Source organism: Caballeronia sordidicola (assembly GCF_001544455.2).
Lineage (GTDB): Bacteria > Pseudomonadota > Gammaproteobacteria > Burkholderiales > Burkholderiaceae > Caballeronia > Caballeronia sordidicola.
Map to the genome: position 1 here is coordinate 39,865 of NZ_FCOC02000012.1, position 17,645 is coordinate 57,509.

Genomic DNA, 17,645 nt, shown 5'->3' on the forward strand with positions numbered 1-17,645 from the left:
AACGCGAAATTACGGAAAGTTAAGAATACACCAAGGATATTTCGCGCCAATTGATACAGCGCGAACGCGTACAACGTCATGTGCAAACATCGTAACTGATAAATATGGGCGCAGTATGTCGAGCCGCCAACGTTGGCCGATCGGCCTGTTTTTCGCCCGGAAAATTTATTCCTGCGACGAATCCGCGTCCTTGCATCGCTGTAAAAGCGATTCCAGCGCGCGATCCGGCATGCCGCATTCGCGTAACGCCGCCACGGTTCGGCTGACATATTCGAGCGTGGTGCCGTATCGGCCGGTCGCGCAGCCGAACACGCGGCGCACGATCGGGTCGCCCAGCTTGCCGGTGTAAGTGGGCGCTTCCCGGCGCATCACGAATGCGAGCGCCTCGACGCGGCGGCCATCAATCAGCGTGCAAGGCAGCCAGGCCACGCGATACGAATTCATCGCCATTTCGCGCCGCCACAGTACTTCCAAGTGCTCGTCCGCGCCTTCGGCGGCGAGCCGGAACGCCATGCCGGAGCACGAACCGCCGCGATCCAGCGCCAGGACCAATCCCGGCTGTTCGGGCGTGCCGCGATTCACGCGCGACCACAAATACAGTCCGCGGTGATATCCGTGCACTTTGCTGCGCACCGTTTCCACGGCTGGCAAGCCCGGATTCCAGATCAGCGAGCCATAGCCGAAGAGCCAGAGATCAGTCTTGCGATCCCAGTGCGCCAGCGCTTTTTCACGCGATGCGAGAAGTTCCGCGTCGGTGAGCAGGCGCGATTCCGCGAAGACCGGCGGGTAGTCGCAGTCTACGGACGGTAATTCAGAAAGAGGGGAGGGATCGTCGGTCACGGCTCAATCAAGCAGCGGCAAATAAGGATCGGTGAAACCGAGCTTTTGCATGATGCCGGTTTCGATTGATTCCATTTCATCTGCCTCGGCGGAATCTTCGTGGTCGTAACCTTGTGCATGCAGCGTGCCGTGCACGATCAAGTGCGCGTAGTGCGCGGCGAGCGGCTTGTTCTGCTCGCGCGCCTCGCGTTCCACAACCGGGCAGCAAAGGATCAGGTCGCCGCTCACCGGATCGTCTTCCGACTCGGCGTACGCGAACGTCAGCACGTTCGTGGCGTAATCCTTTTGCCGATACGACCGGTTCAGCGTCCGGCCTTCATCGGCATCGACGAAACGCACGGTCAATTCAGCGTCCGCGAAAAGCGACGCCTTGATCCAGGCCGCGACCGTTGCGCGCGGCAACAGCGCCTTGTGCTCCGGATACGCCTTCGCGGCGGGAAATTGCAGCGTCAATGCAAGTTTCGGCATGACTGTTCCGCTGCTATTTGGCGGCTGCCGCGTCGGCATCGCGCTGTTGCTGCGCGTCGTAGGCTTCCACAATGCGCGCGACCAGCGGATGGCGCACCACGTCCACGCTCGTGAAGCGCGTCATGGCAATGCCGCGCACGTCCGCAAGAACGTGCTGCGCCTCGATCAACCCGCTCTTGTGTCCGCGTGGCAAGTCGACCTGCGTGGTGTCGCCGGTGACAACGGCCTTCGAGCCAAAGCCAATACGCGTGAGAAACATCTTCATCTGCTCGGGCGTGGTGTTCTGCGCCTCGTCCAGGATGATGAACGCGTGGTTCAGCGTGCGGCCGCGCATGTACGCGAGCGGCGCGATTTCGATCATCTGGCGCTCGAACATCTTCGCGGTTTTATCGAAGCCGAGGAGGTCGTAGAGCGCGTCGTACAACGGGCGCAGATACGGATCCACTTTCTGCGCGAGATCGCCCGGCAGGAAACCCAGGCGCTCGCCAGCTTCCACCGCCGGGCGCGTCAGGACAATCCGCTTGACCTGATCGCGTTCGAGCGCGTCGACCGCGCACGCCACCGCAAGGTACGTCTTTCCCGTACCCGCCGGGCCGATACCGAACGTCACGTCGTGCGCAATGATCTGCTTCAGGTACTCACGCTGCATGGGCGTGCGGCCACGCAGGTCGGCGCGCCGCGTGTACAGCTTCGGGCCGGGATCTTCCTCGTCGCCCAGGTCTATGGTCGCGCTGGGTTCATCGAAAGGATGATCGGGGTCGCCGCGAAAACGTGGATCGACAGGTTCCGAATTCAGATTATTCGATGGCCTGTCGCGCCGCGCCGCATTGCGCGCTTCGACGAGCGCCAGTTGAATGTCGTCCACCGACAGCGAATCCTTCGCGCGGTTGTAGAAATTCTCGAGCGCCGTGAGCGCCACTTTCGCGCCGCGCCCGCGGATGGTGATCTTGTGACCGCGGCGCGTGAGCGTCACGTCGAGCGCCTGCTCGATCTGCCGCAGGTTTTCGTCGAGCGGGCCACACAGGTTGGCGAGCCGCGCGTTGTCGTCGCGCGGTGCGGTGAATTCCATATGCTGCTGAGCGGTCTTCAAGGCGAGAGTCGGGGTCCTGTCGAAGCTTCAGTTAGTGAGTCGTGGCCGGCGTCAGAAGGAGTTCGCCGCGCAACGAGTGAGGATAGGCCACGTTGATTTCCACGTCGACCATCTGGCCGATCAGCCGCTTGTGCGACGAAATCGGCGCGGGGAAATTCACGACGCGATTGTTTTCCGTGCGTCCGGCCAGTTCGCTCGGGTCCTTGCGCGACGGCCCTTCCACCAGGATACGCTGCACCGATCCCAGCATGGAATGGCTGATTTTCGCGACATTCGCCTCGATGGTCGCCTGCAAATGCTGCAGGCGTTTGAGCTTCACTTCGCGCGGCGTGTCGTCGTGCAGGTTCGCGGCTGGCGTGCCGGGACGCGGGCTGTAGATAAACGAGAAGCTCGTGTCATAACTCATTTCGTCGATGAGCTTCATCATCTTCTGGAAATCGTCTTCGGTTTCCCCGGGGAATCCGACGATCATGTCGGTGGACAACGACAAATCCGGGCGGATCGCGCGCAATTTGCGGATCACGGACTTGTATTCGAGCACCGTATAACCGCGCTTCATGGCCATCAAAATGCGGTCCGAGCCATGCTGCACGGGCAAGTGCAAATGGCTCACAAGTTTGGGCACTTTCGCGTAGGTATCGATAAGACGCTGGGTGAATTCCTTCGGATGCGACGTGGTGTAGCGAATCCGTTCAATACCCGGAATTTCCGCCACATATTCGATCAGCGTGGCGAAGTCGGCAATGTCGGTGGAATGCTGCGTCACCGGCCCGCGATACGCATTCACGTTCTGTCCGAGCAGCGTGACTTCGCGCACGCCCTGATCGGCTAGGCCGGCGATTTCCGTGAGCACGTCGTCTAATGGCCGCGATACTTCCTCGCCGCGCGTATAGGGCACGACGCAATAGCTGCAGTACTTGCTGCAGCCTTCCATGATGGACACGAAGGCGCTCGGCCCATCCACGCGCGCCGGCGGCAGGTGATCGAACTTTTCGATTTCCGGAAACGAGATATCGACTTGGGAGCGTCCGCTGGAACGGCGTTTCGCGATCATCTCCGGCAGGCGGTGCAAGGTCTGCGGGCCGAACACGAGATCCACGTAAGGCGCACGCGAAACGATCGCCGCGCCTTCCTGGCTCGCCACGCAACCGCCCACGCCAATGATCAGGTTCGGATTCGCTTCCTTCAGTTCACGCACGCGGCCGAGGTCGGAAAAGACCTTTTCCTGCGCCTTTTCGCGCACGGAGCACGTGTTGAAGAGGATCACGTCCGCGTCTTCGGGCGTATTGGTCTGGGTCAGGCCATTGGTTGCGTTGAGCACGTCGACCATTTTGTCGGAGTCGTACTCGTTCATCTGGCAGCCAAAGGTCTTTACATACACTTTCTTGGTCATGAATTTCGCCGGTCGCAGTGATTAGTCTGGGGGCGCAGTTTTTAAAGCGTTAATAGGGTTCTTTCGCGGTTTAGCGCGCATTTGACCGAAAATAGCTTGAAATTGCGCGCTGCGTAACTCGATATTATAGCGCTCGCTCGACTTCCTGCCCCGTCCGTCCAGGTGGGTAGGCAAGGTCGCCGAGCAGTTCTTCCGTCGCCCGGGCGAAGCGTTCAGTGAGGAAATCGAGCAGCACCCGCACGCGCGGCGCCATGTATCGGTTCGCGTGGAAAAGCGCGTGGACGGCGGCCTCGTGCGAACACCAATCGGCCAGAAGCATTTTCAGCGCGCCCGAGCGGACGTCGGCGGCGATATCCCATATCGATTTATGCGCAATGCCCTGGCCCGCCAGCGCCCACGCGCGGGACAGCGCGCCGTCGTTGGTCTCCCAGGCGTCGTCGAGCGGGATTACATGCGAATAACGCTCTTCGCCACGCACGAAGTGGATTTCGTTGAGCGTGGCAGTCGCTGTCACCAGTACCGAGAACGAATGCCCGGCGAGATCAGCGGGCGTTTTCGGCTCGCCATGCTTCGCGAGATATTCCGGCGATGCGCACAGCACACGCCGGTTTGGCGCGAGGCGGCGCGCGACGAGGCTGGCGTCGGGCGGCAGGCCAAAGCGAATCGCGAGATCGATGTCCTCGCGCAACAAATTGGATACCGAATCCGCCAGCGTCAGCGCAAAGCTCACTTCGGGGTGGATCCGGCTGAATTCGTCGAGCCAATGGCACAGCAGGTTGCGGCCGAAATCCGATGTCGCGGAAATCCGCACCTTGCCGCGCACGAGGTTCTGGCCGGCATGCAGCGCGGCTTCGCCATCTTCTATGGCTTGAAGCGCAATCCGGCAATGCCTGAGATAAAGCTGGCCTTCGTCGGTGAGCCTGAGTTGGCGCGTGGTGCGCTCGAACAAGCGCGCGCTCAGCGATTTTTCCAGTTTGAGCAGGCGCGCACTTGCCGCGGCCGGCGATAACCCCAGCTTTCTCCCCGCCGCCGACAAGCTGCCGAGCGCCGCGGCTTCAACGAACAAACGCATATCGCCGAGTCGATCCATCGCCATTCTCAAATGAATTTTGATAATGCTTCAAATGCTACGCCAATTATCAAAATCGATCTGGTGACGGAAAATTGACGCGTTGCAGCGTAGGAAATCAACATGAAGCTTGATCACGCCACGATTGTTGCGCCCGACTGCGCGCCGATGCGCCAATTTTTCACCGATATAGCCGGCATGACGGTCGGCCCGCGTCCGCCATTCGGCATTGGCGGGTGCTGGCTTTATCTGGACGGCGCGCCCGTCTTGCATCTGATCGAAAGCGGTTCCGTGCTGGCAGCGCCAGCGGGCGGCCGAGCGGCGACACGCATCGATCACATTGCGTTGCGTGTAAGCGGCGAGGCCGAGTGGCAGGCGTTGCTCGCCCGGCTGCATGAACACGGCGTGCCGTTTTCCGAAGCTGAAGTGCCGGTGTCGGGCGAACGGCAAGTGTTCGTGCAGCTCGCGCCGGGCGTGGTCATCGAATTCGTGACCTCGCTTCACTGATTTCCTCTGGCCCAATTCAAAAACCCCCAAGGACATTTCGATGCCTATTCCACTTCTAGCGCTTGCCATCAGCGCCTTCGCCATCGGCACGACCGAGTTCGTGATCATGGGCCTTTTGCCGGATGTGGCCCGCGACCTGGCTGTGTCGATACCGTCTGCCGGCTTTCTCGTCACCGGCTACGCGCTTGGCGTGGCAGTGGGCGCGCCGCTGCTCGCCGTGCTCACCGCGAAATTGCCGCGCAAGCTTTCGCTGCAATTGCTGATGGGCGTATTCATTGTCGGCAACCTGATGTGCGCGGTCGCGCCCGGTTATTCCATGCTGATGGTGGCGCGCGTGGTCACCTCGTTCGCGCATGGTTCGTTTTTTGGCATCGGCGCGGTGGTGGCGGCGTCGCTCGTTCCGGCTGAAAAGCGGGCGAGCGCCATTGCGCTGATGTTCACCGGGCTCACCTTGGCGAACGTGCTGGGCGTGCCGTTCGGGACGTTCATCGGGCAGCAGTTCGGATGGCGCGCGACGTTCTGGGTGGTGTCGGCGCTCGGGTTGCTGTCGCTCGTCGGGGTTGCGGCGCTCGTGCCGAACAAGCACGATGCGGGACCGTCGAACTTCGGCCACGAGTTGCGCGTGCTGAAGGAGCCGCAAGTCTGGCTGGCGCTCGCCATGACCGTGCTCGGCTTTGGCGGCGTGTTCGTGGTGTTCACCTACATTGCGCCGATCCTTGAGCAAGTGAGCGGTTTCAGCCCGCATGGCGTGACGCTCGTGCTGGTGCTGTTCGGCATTGGCCTCACGATAGGCAACACGATTGGCGGCAAGCTCGCCGACCGCGCGCTGATGCCGTCGCTGATGGGCATTCTGGTCGCGCTCGCCGTCATCATGGCCGTGTTCGCGAGGACGAGCCACAACCAGCTCCTCGCTGCGATCACGATTTTCATCTGGGGCATTGCCGCTTTCGCGACCGTGCCGCCGCTGCAAACGCGCGTGGTGGAAAAGGCGAAGCACGCGCCCAATCTGGCGTCGACGCTCAATATTGGCGCGTTCAACCTGGGCAATGCCGGCGGTGCGTGGCTTGGCGGCGTGGTGTTGCAGCAAGGGCATCCGCTGGATTCGTTGCCGTGGGTCGCGGCGGTGGTGGCAATCGTGGCGCTGGCGGTGACGTGGTACGCAGCCCGGCTCGACGGACGCGCCGAAAATGCCAGCGCTGGCGCCGTGGATGCGATTTGATTTCGGCACGCCGGGCCGATCTCATTGACCCGGCGGCCTCAACCGACTAGCGTGTCGTGCCAGCCGCAATCACCTGGATTTTTTCGCGGCTTATTGCTTCAACACGCTTTTCGACTGGGGTTTTATGGAAGACATCACGCTGAGCCAATGCCTGAAGGGCGCATGGCGCGACGCTGCCGAGTCCGTGCGGCGCATGCCCACGCTTTTCTTGCTGGCATTCGTCCTGGTGCTCGCCACGGGCATTGCCGGATATCAGGAGCAGCTTTCAGAATCACCGTCAGCCAGCTCGCTTTCGTCGATGACCAATAGCAGCGCCCTGCACAGCGCCGCGCTGGGCCATTCGCTGACATCGCTCGGACTCGCGTTTTTGCAGTCGCTCGTGATCGCCGTGCTGGCCGTGCAAGTGATCCGCTTTGCAATGACGTTGAACCCGGAACCGGACGCGGCGGCGCCCGCCCAAGCAACACGCCTCTGGGACGCCGGTTTCCGCCGATATTTCCTGCTGTGCATCGCGTTGGTCGCGGCCTATGTGGGCGCGACCGTGGTCGTTGTGATCGCGTGGATCCTGATGCGGCTGGCGGGGTTGTCGAGCGGGACTTCGATGGCGGCCACCGCTACGCTTGCCGTGCTTGCGCTGTGCGGCATGAGCTATGTGTCGGGCCGTCTCGCGCTGCTGTTTCCTCACACGGCGGCCGGCGGCCATCTTGCCTGGCGCGCTGCATGGGAAGACACGCGCGGGCATTTCTGGGCGATTGCGTCTACGGCGGTGGTCGCCATTCTGCCAATCGTGGCAATTGCGACGGTGTTCACAGTACTTGCCGAGATGCTCGCCACGGCAGGTTCCATCGATAGCCTGAGCGTGGGTCTTCTGGTCGTGCAAAGCGTCGTCACGCTGCTTTATACGGCAACGACCGCTACTTGTTCGGTATGGCTTTACAAGAAGTTTGGCGCGGGTTTGAAGGCGCAACCTTAAGATGACGCTCAAGAAAAACGCGGCCTTCCGGGCCGCATTTTTTTGCTCGATACCCGCTTCAAACGGTTTCTTCCGTCGCTTGCGCTTCGTTCACCGTTTCCCGCGCGTTAGCCAGCGCCATCCGGAAATCAGCCAGTTCAGCAATCGTCAACACCGGAATATTCCGCGCTTTCACGAAAGCATCGATCTGAGAGCCGCGCGCCATCGTGCCATCCGGGTTCATCAGTTCACACAGCACGCCGGCGGGCTTGAGTCCGGCGAGGATCGCAAGATCGACCGTGCCTTCCGTGTGCCCGCGGCGCGTGAGGACGCCGCCTGGCTGCGCGCGCAGCGGAAACACATGACCGGGACTCACAATATCGCCTGGTTTCGCGTTATCCGCGATGGCCGCGCGGATCGTCGTCAGGCGATCCACCGCCGATACACCCGTGGTCACGCCTTCACGCGCTTCTATGGAGACAGTGAAGGCCGTGCCGTATTTGCTGCCGTTGTCGGCGACCATGGGCGGGAGCTGAAGCGCGCGAACGGCGTCGTCGGGAAGACACAGGCACACAATGCCGCTGCATTCGCGGATCATCAGCGCCATGCCTTCCACGCTGAGTTTTTCGGCCGCGTAGATCAGGTCGGCTTCGTTTTCGCGGTCATCGTCGTCCAGTAATGCGACGGCGCGGCCTTCGCGCAATGCTTGCAAGGCGGCGGCGATTCGGGAAGGGATAGGGACGGAGTTTTCGCCGGAACGCAGTTGCTCGAAGTCGGCAAATGCGTCGGGAATCAAGCGGTTGAGGCTGGAAGCAGCTACAGACATGGATGAAACGCTCTCGCAAAAAGGAATGGGCGAAAAACGTTTCAGGGCATTGCAAACAGGCAGAACGGCACGCGGAACGTGACAACGGGCGCACAAGCCCCGCGACACCCACGCGATACGGACATGACTATCTGCACATCTTCTCTCATCCGGACTATGACCGTCGGCTCTGGCATCGCACCAGATCTGCTGACCCCATGAAATGGTTCGCAAAAACACGGCGATCCACGTTCACGGGCGCTCGCGGGCTCACGACTGGCTTATTGATTTCTCACCGATCGCATACCGCCGGTGGGGAATTTCACCCCGCCCTGAAGACGTACTGATTTGTCGCTGAACACTTAAAACCGCGACTTATTTCAGGATACAACATGTCAAGCAATGTTGCAGCGGCGCTGGGCGCTGCGCGTTGGCTGACGAACGAACTTAGTTCGTCTCTTCAATCCGGCGCGAGTCCGCCGGCACATGCCAGCGCGGCGGCGTCTCCGCATTCACCGTCACCTGATACGCGCGCGCTTCCGTGCTGCCCGGATTGCGCAGCGCGTGAGGCTGATCGGCGTCGAACACGATTGCGTCGCCAGTGCCGAGCAACTGCGTGCGCTCGTGCACGCGAAGCTCAAGCGTGCCGTCGCTCACGACCAGATTGACCGTGGTTCCGGGCGCGCGCGGGCTGCCCGTCTCGGTGTGCAGCGGCGCGATTCGCAACTCATGGAATTCCGCCGATGCAGGCGCACTCAGCGGAAACAACGGCCGCGCCGAAAAGCGCCCATTCGATGTCACGAGACGCGTCGCCTGATCGGCCGCGAGAAACTCGATGCCATTTGTCGCGTGGCGACGCAAGAATGCCGCGACCGACACCTTCAGCGCGCCGGCAATCTTGTGCAGAACCTTGATGGATGGCACGCTGCGCGCCGATTCGATTTGCGCGAGCATTGCCCGCGAAACGCCGGAAGCGCGGGCGAGGGCGTCGAGTGATAATTGGCGCTCGGCGCGCAGCCGCGCCAGGTTCACGCCAACCAGGTACTCGAGCGCGTCGTTTGTTTCCTGTGCGCTTGTCTGAGGAACATGTTCCTCGCGACGAATTTCCGCCGATGCCGCCCGCGTTGCCTCGGCGCGTTCGGCCGGCGCGCGTGCATCGAACGGCTCGCGCACGAGTTCCAGCGATGAATAAGCCGGTGCAACCATGATGAGCCTCCATTCGGACGTGCCGCGCGGACCGGCGCGGCATCGGTGGAGGAAAGACTAGCATCGGCCTGACGTGCCTCAAACGAAGATATCGTCACACCGTTATCAGGCGCGGCAGGATTGGTATTTACACGGCAGTCCACGACGAAGCTTGAAGCGGCTGGACGAACCATCCGTCAATCCGGCGCGTCACCTCGTCAAGCGTTTCGGGTCCAACGTGCAGACCAAGTTTCGAGCGGCGCCAGAGAACGTCCTCGGCGCAGGTCGCCCATTCGTTGTCGCGCAAATAGCGCAGTTCTGCTTCGTAAAGCCCGGGCGCGATGGCATTGCCCAGATCGGCCAGCGACGTGGCATCTCCAAGCACTCGCTGCGCGCGTGTGCCGTAGGCTCGAGCGTACCGATGCGCGAGATCGGCCGGCAGCCACGGGTTCTTCTGCTGCAAGGACGCTAAGAACCGGTCGAAATCGGCATCGGCGATATCGCCGCCCGGCAATGGCGCGCCTTCGGTCCACGTCTTGCCCTTGGCGGGCGATTGAAGTGCTTCGCCAAGTTTGTCGACGGCTTCTTCCGCGAGCTTGCGAAAGGTCGTGATCTTTCCGCCAAACACCGATAACAACGGCGCCTGGTTCGCGGGTGTATCGAGTTCCAGCAGATAGTCGCGCGTGACCGCCGACGCGTTTTCAGCGTTCTCGTCTTCGAGCAGGCCGCGTACGCCCGAATAACTCCACCGAACGTCTTCCGGACCGATGTGTTTCTTGAAGTACCGGTTGATGGACTCGCACAAATACGCGGTCTCTTCCGGGCTGATCGTCACCTTCGACGAATCCCCGTGGTACTCCAGGTCGGTCGTACCGATCAGCGTGTAGTCATGCTCATAGGGAATCGCGAAAATGATGCGCTTGTCCGGATTCTGGAAGATGTACGCGTGATCGTGCTCGAACAGACGCTGCGTAACAATATGGCTGCCTTTGACCAGACGTACGGTGTGACGCGTGTGCGTGCCGCTGCCGAGCGTTCCTTTTAGCAGTTCGCTGACCCACGGACCCGCTGCGTTCGCAATCGAGCGCGCCTGGACGTCGAACGTCTCGCTGTGGCTGTCCATAAGCGTGGCGTGCCACAGACCGTCTTTCCGGTTTGCGTTCACGAGCCGCGTGCGCGTTTTTATAACGGCGCCGTGTTCCCGCGCATCGACCGCGTTCAGCACGACCAGGCGGGCGTCGTCCACCCAGCCATCGGAATAGACAAAGCCTCGCTTGATAGAATCGATAAGCGGCGCACCGGCTGGGTGCCTGCGCATGTCGATTCCTCTCGATCCCGGCAGCAACTGGCGGCGCGCGAGATGATCGTAAAGGAACAGGCCGGCGCGGATCATCCAGGCGGGCCGCAGGTTTGGCATGTGCGGCATCACGAAACGCAGCGGCCACATGATGTGGGGCGCGGCGCGCAGCAATACCTCTCGCTCCTGCAATGCCTTGCGTACGAGCGAATATTCGCCGTATTCCAGATAGCGCAGGCCACCATGAATAAGCTTGGTGCTCGATGACGACGTATGCGACGCGAGATCATCTTTCTCGCATAACAGCACGCTCAAGCCCCGGCCGGATGCGTCGCGCGCGATGCCCGTCCCATTGACCCCGCCGCCTACGACGAGCACATCGTAGAGATCACCTTGCATTGCTTGTTCGCCTCATGGCCGCACCCGCTCCGACACAACATAAATGTTCGAATTCGAAATTTAACGAACAAAAACGAAAATGTAAAGTCGGCTTAACGGCTAACGCTGTGTTTTGGCGAAAATCGGCGTTGTCGTCTTTGGCTATTCTGGCTGAAGCTTGCACAACTCATGGCCATTCGGCCGAGTGGCGTGAAGGCGGCGACAGACCGATACTGTCGGTGGCGAATGTGGCCAGTCAAACGAGGAGTGAACGGAATGCGAAAGTTGCTGATGGCAGGCGCGGTGGGAGCGCTGATGCTGAGTGGATGCGTCTCCACGCCCGACATGTCCGGGGCAATGGGCGCGCCTTCGTTAAGCGCGCTTCAGTCCATGTGCGGTACGGCGGCGGTGGATTACGGTGCGGATTCGCAGAGCGTGTATTCGGCGCTGTTCGACGCTTATGTGGCGCAAAAACGCGGAGGGTTATCGAAGGATCAATTCTGCGCGTTCCAGGCGGGGATCGCCGGGCAGCATTCGGCTTTCACGGCCAATCGCACGACCGCCGCACGAAGCGCGTGGGCTACGTTCTTCGCCGATCAGCGCGCGCAGGCGCTTAGCTGGCGCGCGGCCGTCGATCCAACGTTGCGCGCTGGCTAAGCTGCAAGACGAGCTGTAGAAGCGAGACCGGATCAGCGGGAATGACGCTTACGAGTACCGCTTGATTGCCTTCATGGTGGAATCGCCCGAGGCCGTGAGGCTCCAGAGCTGGCGTCCTGACGCGAGATTTTCGAGTTGCACGAGTTGGCGCTCGAGGAGGGCGTCGAGTTCGTCGCGAACCATGTCGATCTGGTTGGGCGCTTCCTGTAGCAGAAGCAGCGTGGCAAATTCATGCGGACTGAGCATCGTGTTCTCCATGACGATCGAACGGCACTTTGACCGGTCGGCGACCGGTGCATGTACTTCGGAACGTTGCGCGAGGCAGGAACTTCGAGCCGGCAGACCTATGGCGAACCGCTGCTTCCGGAGTGCTGGAAGCTGGCGTTGCGTTGCCGGGATTTGATTGTATGCAAGCGCCGCACGCGTGCCAAACGCTTGCGGAAAATATTGGGTTTGACTTTTGAGGGACGCGAAAGCGGTTCGGCTGGAGCCGGAAAACGTAGAAATTACCTGAAGTTCGTGCCGCAGCGCACACAAGAATTTAAGTTGCGCTCAGAGAAACGTTATTCGGCGATGTACACCTGCGTGTTCGCCGCAGCGAGCGTTTCGGCCATGTCGGGCGGCGTGGGGGCATCGGTGAAGAGCGCGTCGATCTGGTTCAGGTGGCCGAGCCGGACGAGCGCCGGGCGGCCGAATTTGGAATGATCGGCGGCGAGAAAAACGGTGCGAGCGTGGTTGATGATTGCTTCAGCCACGCGGACCTCGCGGGTATCGAAGTCGCGCAGCGTGCCATCGGGTTCAATGCTCGACGCGCCAATGATCGCGAAATCGACCTTGAACTGGCGGATGAAATCGATCGCAAGCTCGCCCACGATTCCTTTGTCCCAGGGCCGGACAATGCCGCCGGTGATCAGCACCTCGCAATCCGGGTAGCCGCTCATCATGCCGGCCACGTTGAGGTTGTTCGTGATCACGTGCAGGCCGCGATGCCGGTTGAGCGCCCGGGCGACTTCTTCGGTCGTGGTGCCGAGGTTGATGAAGAGCGACGCCTGGTCGGGAATGTGCGAGGCGACCAGCGCCGCGATGCGGCGCTTCTCGTCGTGAAACATGCGCTGGCGTGCAGTATAGGAGACGTTCTCCGAACTCGTTGGAAGGCTCGCGCCGCCATGATAGCGACGCAGCAGGTTCATGTCCGAGAGCCAGTTGACGTCGCGGCGAATGGTCTGCGGGGTGACGTCGAAATGCGTGGCGAGGTCCTCGACCGTCACGAAGCCATCGCGTTGCACCCAGTCGAGCAGCTCTTGCTGCCGTGCGTTCAAGGTGATGCGGGGATCTCGAGTCATGGCGTCTGTGCGTGCGCTTCAGTTCGTGAGGTGGCGGTATTGTAAGGGAAACGCCCGGCAGACCGGACAACGTGGCGCTCACAGACTCGTTATCATCGTCATCAAACTCGTGAGGAGGTCAAAGTTGATTATCGATGAGTGGTGTCCAGGCTCTGCTGGCGTCCTTCGCCGTTTTTACAATAGGCCTGTCTGCCAACTCGCGAACAAGCTCGCCGCAGCAGTTCGGTGAAATGGGCTTGTAAGCGCCATCAAAGTGTTGCGCTTGCGCCCGGTCAACATACCGCCAATCACTCGGTATGATTCGTGCTGAATTAAATAGTGTCCGGAACTGACCTATGGCTTGAACGGTCTCTCTTGGTGTCTGCAGCTTCGCTACAACCCGGCTAAGATGCAGGCTATAAGAAGTCTTCAACCACATGAGAACGCCACGACTCGATTGTTCATGGCGTTGCCTGATTTTCGGCCGGTTTGGCTGACGGCGCGTTCAGTACAGATTTGGGAGCGCGATATTTATGCACACTGATAGTACCCATGTGATGCCCTGGCGGATCGAAGACATCGACCTGTCCCGGATCGACCGGCGTAAAGCGGCATCCAACGAACATCTGCTCTTGTTGCTTTGCGCGGCTTCATTTATTGAAAGCGGCACTGATCTTTATACGAGCAACCTGAGCACCTATTTCAATGACGACCCCGAAGTCTCCTCCTGGCTCAACACCGAGTGGGAACCGGAGGAGATGCAGCATGGCCGCGCGTTGAAGACGTACATCAACCATGTGTGGCCGGAGTTCGACTGGGACACGGCGTTCAAGAACTTCTTCGCCGAATACTCGCTGACGTGTTCCGTCGAGGATTTCGAAAAGACGCGGGCTCTGGAAATGGTCGCGCGATGCGTGGTGGAAACCGGCACCGCGACCTTGTACCGGGCCATCAATGAATGCTCGGACGAACCGGTCCTGAAGCAGCTCACCGACAACATCCGTACTGACGAAGTCCGGCACTACAAGCATTTCTTCCGCTTCTTCAAGAAGTACAACAAGATCGAGGGCAACGGCCGCTTCGCCGTGCTGGGCGCGCTTTTACGACGCGTGATGGAAATCAAGAACGAAGATTCCGAGATCGCGCTGCGCCATGTTTTCGCCATACGTTATCCGGATCGCGCCAACGACACAGCGCACAATCGCGAACTGGCGGCGCGGGTGAACGCGTTGGTGCGCCGCAATTTGTCGGCGGATATGTGCGTCAAGATGCTGCTCAAACCGCTTGATCTGCCCGCGCGCATCCAGCCGAGCGTTCATTATCCGATCGCGAAGATCACGCAGCATGTCTTCTTCCGCTGAACGCTTGCGCGGTTCCGGCATGACACTTTGATCGATGGCCCGCTTTCGCGGGCCATCGTCCTTCACGGAGTTCCCAATGAACGATTCCCCTGCATCGGGTCCACGCAACATCGAGCACAGTACGTTCGACGAATGGCCGTTGCCGCTGCGCGCGCTGTTCGACGGCACGTCGATCGAGACAAAAACCGGTTTCACCGCATCGCTGCTCGCCGCCGACGAAGGCCGGATCCGGACGTCACTGCTGAGCGTGGGCGAACTGTTCGCGCCCGATCCGGGGAGCTTGTGTTTTTCGCTGTGGCCGCAGTCCAGGGCGGCGCGGGTGATATCGAAGACGGGCTTGGCGACGCTGACTTTCGTCTTCGATGAAGCGTTTTTCCAAGTGCAGCTTCAGGCGAAGGCCGTGCCGCTTGCGGACTCGCCGGTGACGTGCTTTATCGCGACGATCGAAAGCGGCGAGTGGCAGAAAGTGGCTTATGCCCGGCTCGTGCAAGGAATTGGATTTGCTTTTGCCGAAGGTCAGGAGAACGCCGTGCTGGAACGCTGGCGTCTACAAGTGGAAGGACTGAAGCGGGCCGCGAGCGTGGCGCCCTGAAACAAAAACAGCGGAGCTGTAAGCTCCGCTGCCTGAAACCTTACCGCAGTTCAATCAACGTCCGCGTTGCCCGGTACGCGGCGTATCACGTCGGCCAGCACCGCCGCCTTCACTACGAGGCTTGCCACCGAGCAATGCGCCGGCTGGCCGCGCGCCTTCAGGCTTGCGCGGCGCGGCGCCATTGCCGCCCGTCTTGGCCGCAACGGGTTTGGGCGAACGCGAACCATTGCCTCCGCCGCCGCCATTGCCGCCATGCGCCGGCTTCGCCGGTCCACGGCCACCGCCATTTGCCTGCTTCGGCGCGCCCTGACGTGGCGCACCTTGACGCGCACCGCCGCCGCCCTGGCTGCGTCGAAGAATGGGTTCGGGTTTCTGAGTCGGGTCCGGCTCGAATCCCGCGATCACTTCCTGTGGAATCGGGCGCTTGATCAGCCGTTCGATGTCCTTCAGCAACTGATGTTCATCGACGCAAACCAGCGATACCGCCTCGCCCGTTGCCCCAGCACGCCCCGTGCGTCCGATCCGGTGAACATAGTCCTCCGGCACGTTCGGCAGATCGAAGTTGACCACGTGCGGCAACTGATCAATATCGATACCGCGCGCCGCAATATCCGTCGCCACGAGCACCTGCAACGTGTTGTCCTTGAACTCGGCCAGGGCACGCGTGCGAGCCGACTGGCTCTTGTTGCCATGAATGGCGAGCGCGCTGATGCCGTCCTTCGTCAACTGTTCGGCCAGCCGGTTCGCGCCATGCTTCGTGCGCGAAAAAACCAGCACTTGAAACCAGTTGTTCTGCCGGATCAGGTGCGTAAGCAATTCGCGCTTCTTATCGCGATCGACCGGATGGATCTTTTGCGCGATCGCTTCAACGGTCGAATTGCGGCGCGCCACTTCGATCAGCGCCGGCTTGTCGAGCAGACTGTCGGCGAGGGTCTTGATTTCGTCGGAGAAAGTCGCCGAGAACAGAAGGTTCTGACGCTTCGGCGGCAGCTTGGCGAGCACGCGCTTGATGTCGTGAATGAAGCCCATGTCGAGCATGCGGTCGGCTTCATCGAGCACGAGGATTTCGAGCTTCGACAAGTCGATGGTCTTCTGCTGCATGTGATCGAGCAATCGTCCGGGCGTAGCCACGACAATATCCACGCCGCGCCGCAACGCGTCGATTTGCGGATTGATGCCAACGCCGCCGAACATTACCGTTGATTTCAGCTTCAGGTATTTGCCATAGGTGCGCACGCTCTCTTCGACCTGCGCCGCGAGTTCGCGCGTGGGCGTGAGGATCAGCGCGCGAACCGGGCGCTTCGCGCCTGCTGCGGGCGCCGGCGTTTCGGACAGGCGTTGCAGGATCGGCAGCGTAAAACCCGCGGTCTTGCCAGTGCCGGTTTGCGCGCCTGCAAGCAGGTCGCCGCCGTTCAGCACGGCAGGGATGGCCTGCGACTGGATAGGCGTGGGAGTTGTGTAGCCTTGTTCGATGACTGCGCGAAGCAAGGGTTCGGACAAGCCGAGGGAATCAAAAGACATAAGTGTTCACGGATTCTGTATGCCGACCGGCGTTGTCGCATGAGCCTCGAACAAAGCCCAGGGAAGCGGCTCGCAGGAAGAGGTGCGCACGCACGACGATCGAGGAAATCGGGCGGCATGACAATCGGGGCGCTCGCTCGAAGAAAAGAGCAGGGCGCCGGGAAAGTTGCCGCGAAGATCAACGCGCTATCAAGACACGCTGACTGGCGTTAAGTTGCATTTGAAGCGCGCACGCCTCAAATCATCAGGCATTGAGTGTCGATCAGGACAGGCTCACGCAACGTAGCGTGCAATGCTGATGAATTGACACAAGCTGCCGCCCAACACGAACAGGTGCCAGATGCCATGGCCGTGCCGGATGCGCTCGTCGTTGATGAAAAAGTAAATGCCGGCGCTGTAGATCAAGCCGCCTGCCAGCAGCCACGCCGTGCCGGCGGGCGGTAATGCTGTAACGAGAGGACGGATGGCTACGAGCGCGAGCCAGCCCATCATCACGTAAATCACCATCGATACACTGCGGGTTCGGCGCCCGAGCGTGAGTTCCTGAACAATGCCAAGCGCAGCCAGCCCCCAGCTTACCCCGAATAGCGACCAGCCCCACGGGCCGCGAAGCGTGACGAGCGTGAACGGCGTGTAGCTTCCCGCGATCAGCAAATAAATGGCCGAATGATCGCATTTCTGCAATATCGCCTTGGCGCGCGGGTTTCGGATGGAGTGGTAGAGCGTCGAGATTGTGTACAGGGCGAGCAGCATTGCGCCATACACAGCAAAGCTCACGATCTTGTACGGATCGCGTTCCAGCGACGCCATGGTCACAAGCGTTGCCAGTCCCGCCACCGACAGTACAGTGCCGACAAGATGGGTAACGCTATTGAACCGCTCACCAACGTGCATCGAAAAACATCCTCAACCACGTTGCGTTTCCCGCATGCAACGCCGCGCTTACCCGCTTTGTGAATTCACGAAATCACCGGCATTTTACCGCGAGA

At 60.8% G+C, this 17,645-nt stretch carries 18 protein-coding genes and 1 riboswitch; of the genes, 6 read left to right on the forward strand and 12 right to left on the reverse strand.

The genetic code is table 11. From position 1 onward, the window contains the following. Positions 1-165: 165 nt before the first annotated feature. The 5 genes from AWB64_RS18855 to AWB64_RS18875 all read right to left on the reverse strand — a co-directional run bounded on the left by AWB64_RS18855 (position 166) and on the right by AWB64_RS18875 (position 4,881). Complete coding sequence (locus tag AWB64_RS18855; protein ID WP_060856955.1) at positions 166-840, reverse strand: gamma-glutamylcyclotransferase; 675 nt, start codon at positions 838-840, stop codon at positions 166-168. Between the two features lie 3 nt (positions 841-843). Next, the gene (gene ybeY / locus AWB64_RS18860; RefSeq protein ID WP_060856956.1) at positions 844-1,308 is read right to left on the reverse strand and encodes an rRNA maturation RNase YbeY; all 465 of its coding nucleotides are present in this window, start codon (positions 1,306-1,308) and stop codon (positions 844-846) included. Between the two features lie 13 nt (positions 1,309-1,321). Beyond that, positions 1,322-2,398 carry a PhoH family protein gene (locus AWB64_RS18865; RefSeq protein ID WP_060856957.1) on the reverse strand — a complete coding sequence of 359 codons (1,077 nt, stop codon included), beginning with the start codon at positions 2,396-2,398 and terminating at the stop codon, positions 1,322-1,324. A 31-nt stretch (positions 2,399-2,429) separates the two neighbouring features. After that, positions 2,430-3,791: a tRNA (N6-isopentenyl adenosine(37)-C2)-methylthiotransferase MiaB gene (gene miaB / locus AWB64_RS18870; RefSeq protein ID WP_060856958.1), complete on the reverse strand. Its 1,362-nt coding sequence runs from the start codon at positions 3,789-3,791 to the stop codon at positions 2,430-2,432. Between the two features lie 124 nt (positions 3,792-3,915). Then, positions 3,916-4,881: a LysR family transcriptional regulator gene (locus AWB64_RS18875; RefSeq protein ID WP_060856959.1), complete on the reverse strand. Its 966-nt coding sequence runs from the start codon at positions 4,879-4,881 to the stop codon at positions 3,916-3,918. A gap of 102 nt (positions 4,882-4,983) precedes the next feature. Between AWB64_RS18875 and AWB64_RS18880 the strand changes: the two genes are divergently transcribed. The 3 genes from AWB64_RS18880 to AWB64_RS18890 all read left to right on the forward strand — a co-directional run bounded on the left by AWB64_RS18880 (position 4,984) and on the right by AWB64_RS18890 (position 7,559). After that, positions 4,984-5,367, forward strand: coding sequence for a VOC family protein (locus AWB64_RS18880; protein ID WP_060856960.1), 384 nt, complete (start codon positions 4,984-4,986; stop codon positions 5,365-5,367). 40 nt (positions 5,368-5,407) lie between these two features. Continuing rightward, on the forward strand, positions 5,408-6,586 hold the full coding sequence (locus AWB64_RS18885; RefSeq protein WP_060856961.1) for an MFS transporter: 1,179 nt from the start codon (positions 5,408-5,410) through the stop codon (positions 6,584-6,586). Between the two features lie 124 nt (positions 6,587-6,710). Further along, a complete protein-coding gene (locus AWB64_RS18890; protein WP_060856962.1) occupies positions 6,711-7,559 on the forward strand; it encodes a hypothetical protein in 849 nt (282 codons plus the stop codon). Between the two features lie 58 nt (positions 7,560-7,617). Here AWB64_RS18890 and ribB read toward each other — a convergent pair whose 3' ends face one another. The 3 genes from ribB to glpD all read right to left on the reverse strand — a co-directional run bounded on the left by ribB (position 7,618) and on the right by glpD (position 11,224). Continuing rightward, positions 7,618-8,364 carry a 3,4-dihydroxy-2-butanone-4-phosphate synthase gene (ribB, locus tag AWB64_RS18895; protein ID WP_060856963.1) on the reverse strand — a complete coding sequence of 249 codons (747 nt, stop codon included), beginning with the start codon at positions 8,362-8,364 and terminating at the stop codon, positions 7,618-7,620. Between the two features lie 133 nt (positions 8,365-8,497). After that, a riboswitch (FMN riboswitch) is annotated at positions 8,498-8,687 on the reverse strand. A gap of 103 nt (positions 8,688-8,790) precedes the next feature. Continuing rightward, a complete protein-coding gene (locus AWB64_RS18900; RefSeq protein ID WP_082850543.1) occupies positions 8,791-9,549 on the reverse strand; it encodes a helix-turn-helix domain-containing protein in 759 nt (252 codons plus the stop codon). 127 nt (positions 9,550-9,676) lie between these two features. Then, positions 9,677-11,224 (reverse strand): glycerol-3-phosphate dehydrogenase, encoded by a 1,548-nt coding sequence (gene glpD / locus AWB64_RS18905; protein WP_060856964.1) that lies wholly within the window; start codon positions 11,222-11,224, stop codon positions 9,677-9,679. Positions 11,225-11,479: 255 nt separating this feature from the next. Between glpD and AWB64_RS18910 the strand changes: the two genes are divergently transcribed. Beyond that, positions 11,480-11,860 carry a hypothetical protein gene (locus tag AWB64_RS18910; RefSeq protein ID WP_060856965.1) on the forward strand — a complete coding sequence of 127 codons (381 nt, stop codon included), beginning with the start codon at positions 11,480-11,482 and terminating at the stop codon, positions 11,858-11,860. A gap of 48 nt (positions 11,861-11,908) precedes the next feature. Here the strand turns inward: AWB64_RS18910 and AWB64_RS18915 are convergent, their stop codons facing one another. After that, positions 11,909-12,106 carry a hypothetical protein gene (locus AWB64_RS18915; protein WP_060857059.1) on the reverse strand — a complete coding sequence of 66 codons (198 nt, stop codon included), beginning with the start codon at positions 12,104-12,106 and terminating at the stop codon, positions 11,909-11,911. A 317-nt stretch (positions 12,107-12,423) separates the two neighbouring features. Continuing rightward, positions 12,424-13,203, reverse strand: coding sequence for a DeoR/GlpR family DNA-binding transcription regulator (locus AWB64_RS18920; protein WP_060856966.1), 780 nt, complete (start codon positions 13,201-13,203; stop codon positions 12,424-12,426). A 512-nt stretch (positions 13,204-13,715) separates the two neighbouring features. Between AWB64_RS18920 and AWB64_RS18925 the strand changes: the two genes are divergently transcribed. Continuing rightward, positions 13,716-14,543 (forward strand): ferritin-like domain-containing protein, encoded by an 828-nt coding sequence (locus tag AWB64_RS18925; protein WP_060856967.1) that lies wholly within the window; start codon positions 13,716-13,718, stop codon positions 14,541-14,543. A gap of 76 nt (positions 14,544-14,619) precedes the next feature. Next, entirely contained in the window at positions 14,620-15,135 is a 516-nt protein-coding gene (locus AWB64_RS18930; protein ID WP_060856968.1) for a hypothetical protein, read from the forward strand. Positions 15,136-15,189: 54 nt separating this feature from the next. Here the strand turns inward: AWB64_RS18930 and AWB64_RS18935 are convergent, their stop codons facing one another. Then, on the reverse strand, positions 15,190-16,656 hold the full coding sequence (locus AWB64_RS18935; protein ID WP_060856969.1) for a DEAD/DEAH box helicase: 1,467 nt from the start codon (positions 16,654-16,656) through the stop codon (positions 15,190-15,192). A 273-nt stretch (positions 16,657-16,929) separates the two neighbouring features. Further along, positions 16,930-17,550 carry a PAQR family membrane homeostasis protein TrhA gene (gene trhA / locus AWB64_RS18940; RefSeq protein WP_060856970.1) on the reverse strand — a complete coding sequence of 207 codons (621 nt, stop codon included), beginning with the start codon at positions 17,548-17,550 and terminating at the stop codon, positions 16,930-16,932. Positions 17,551-17,645: the final 95 nt, after the last annotated feature.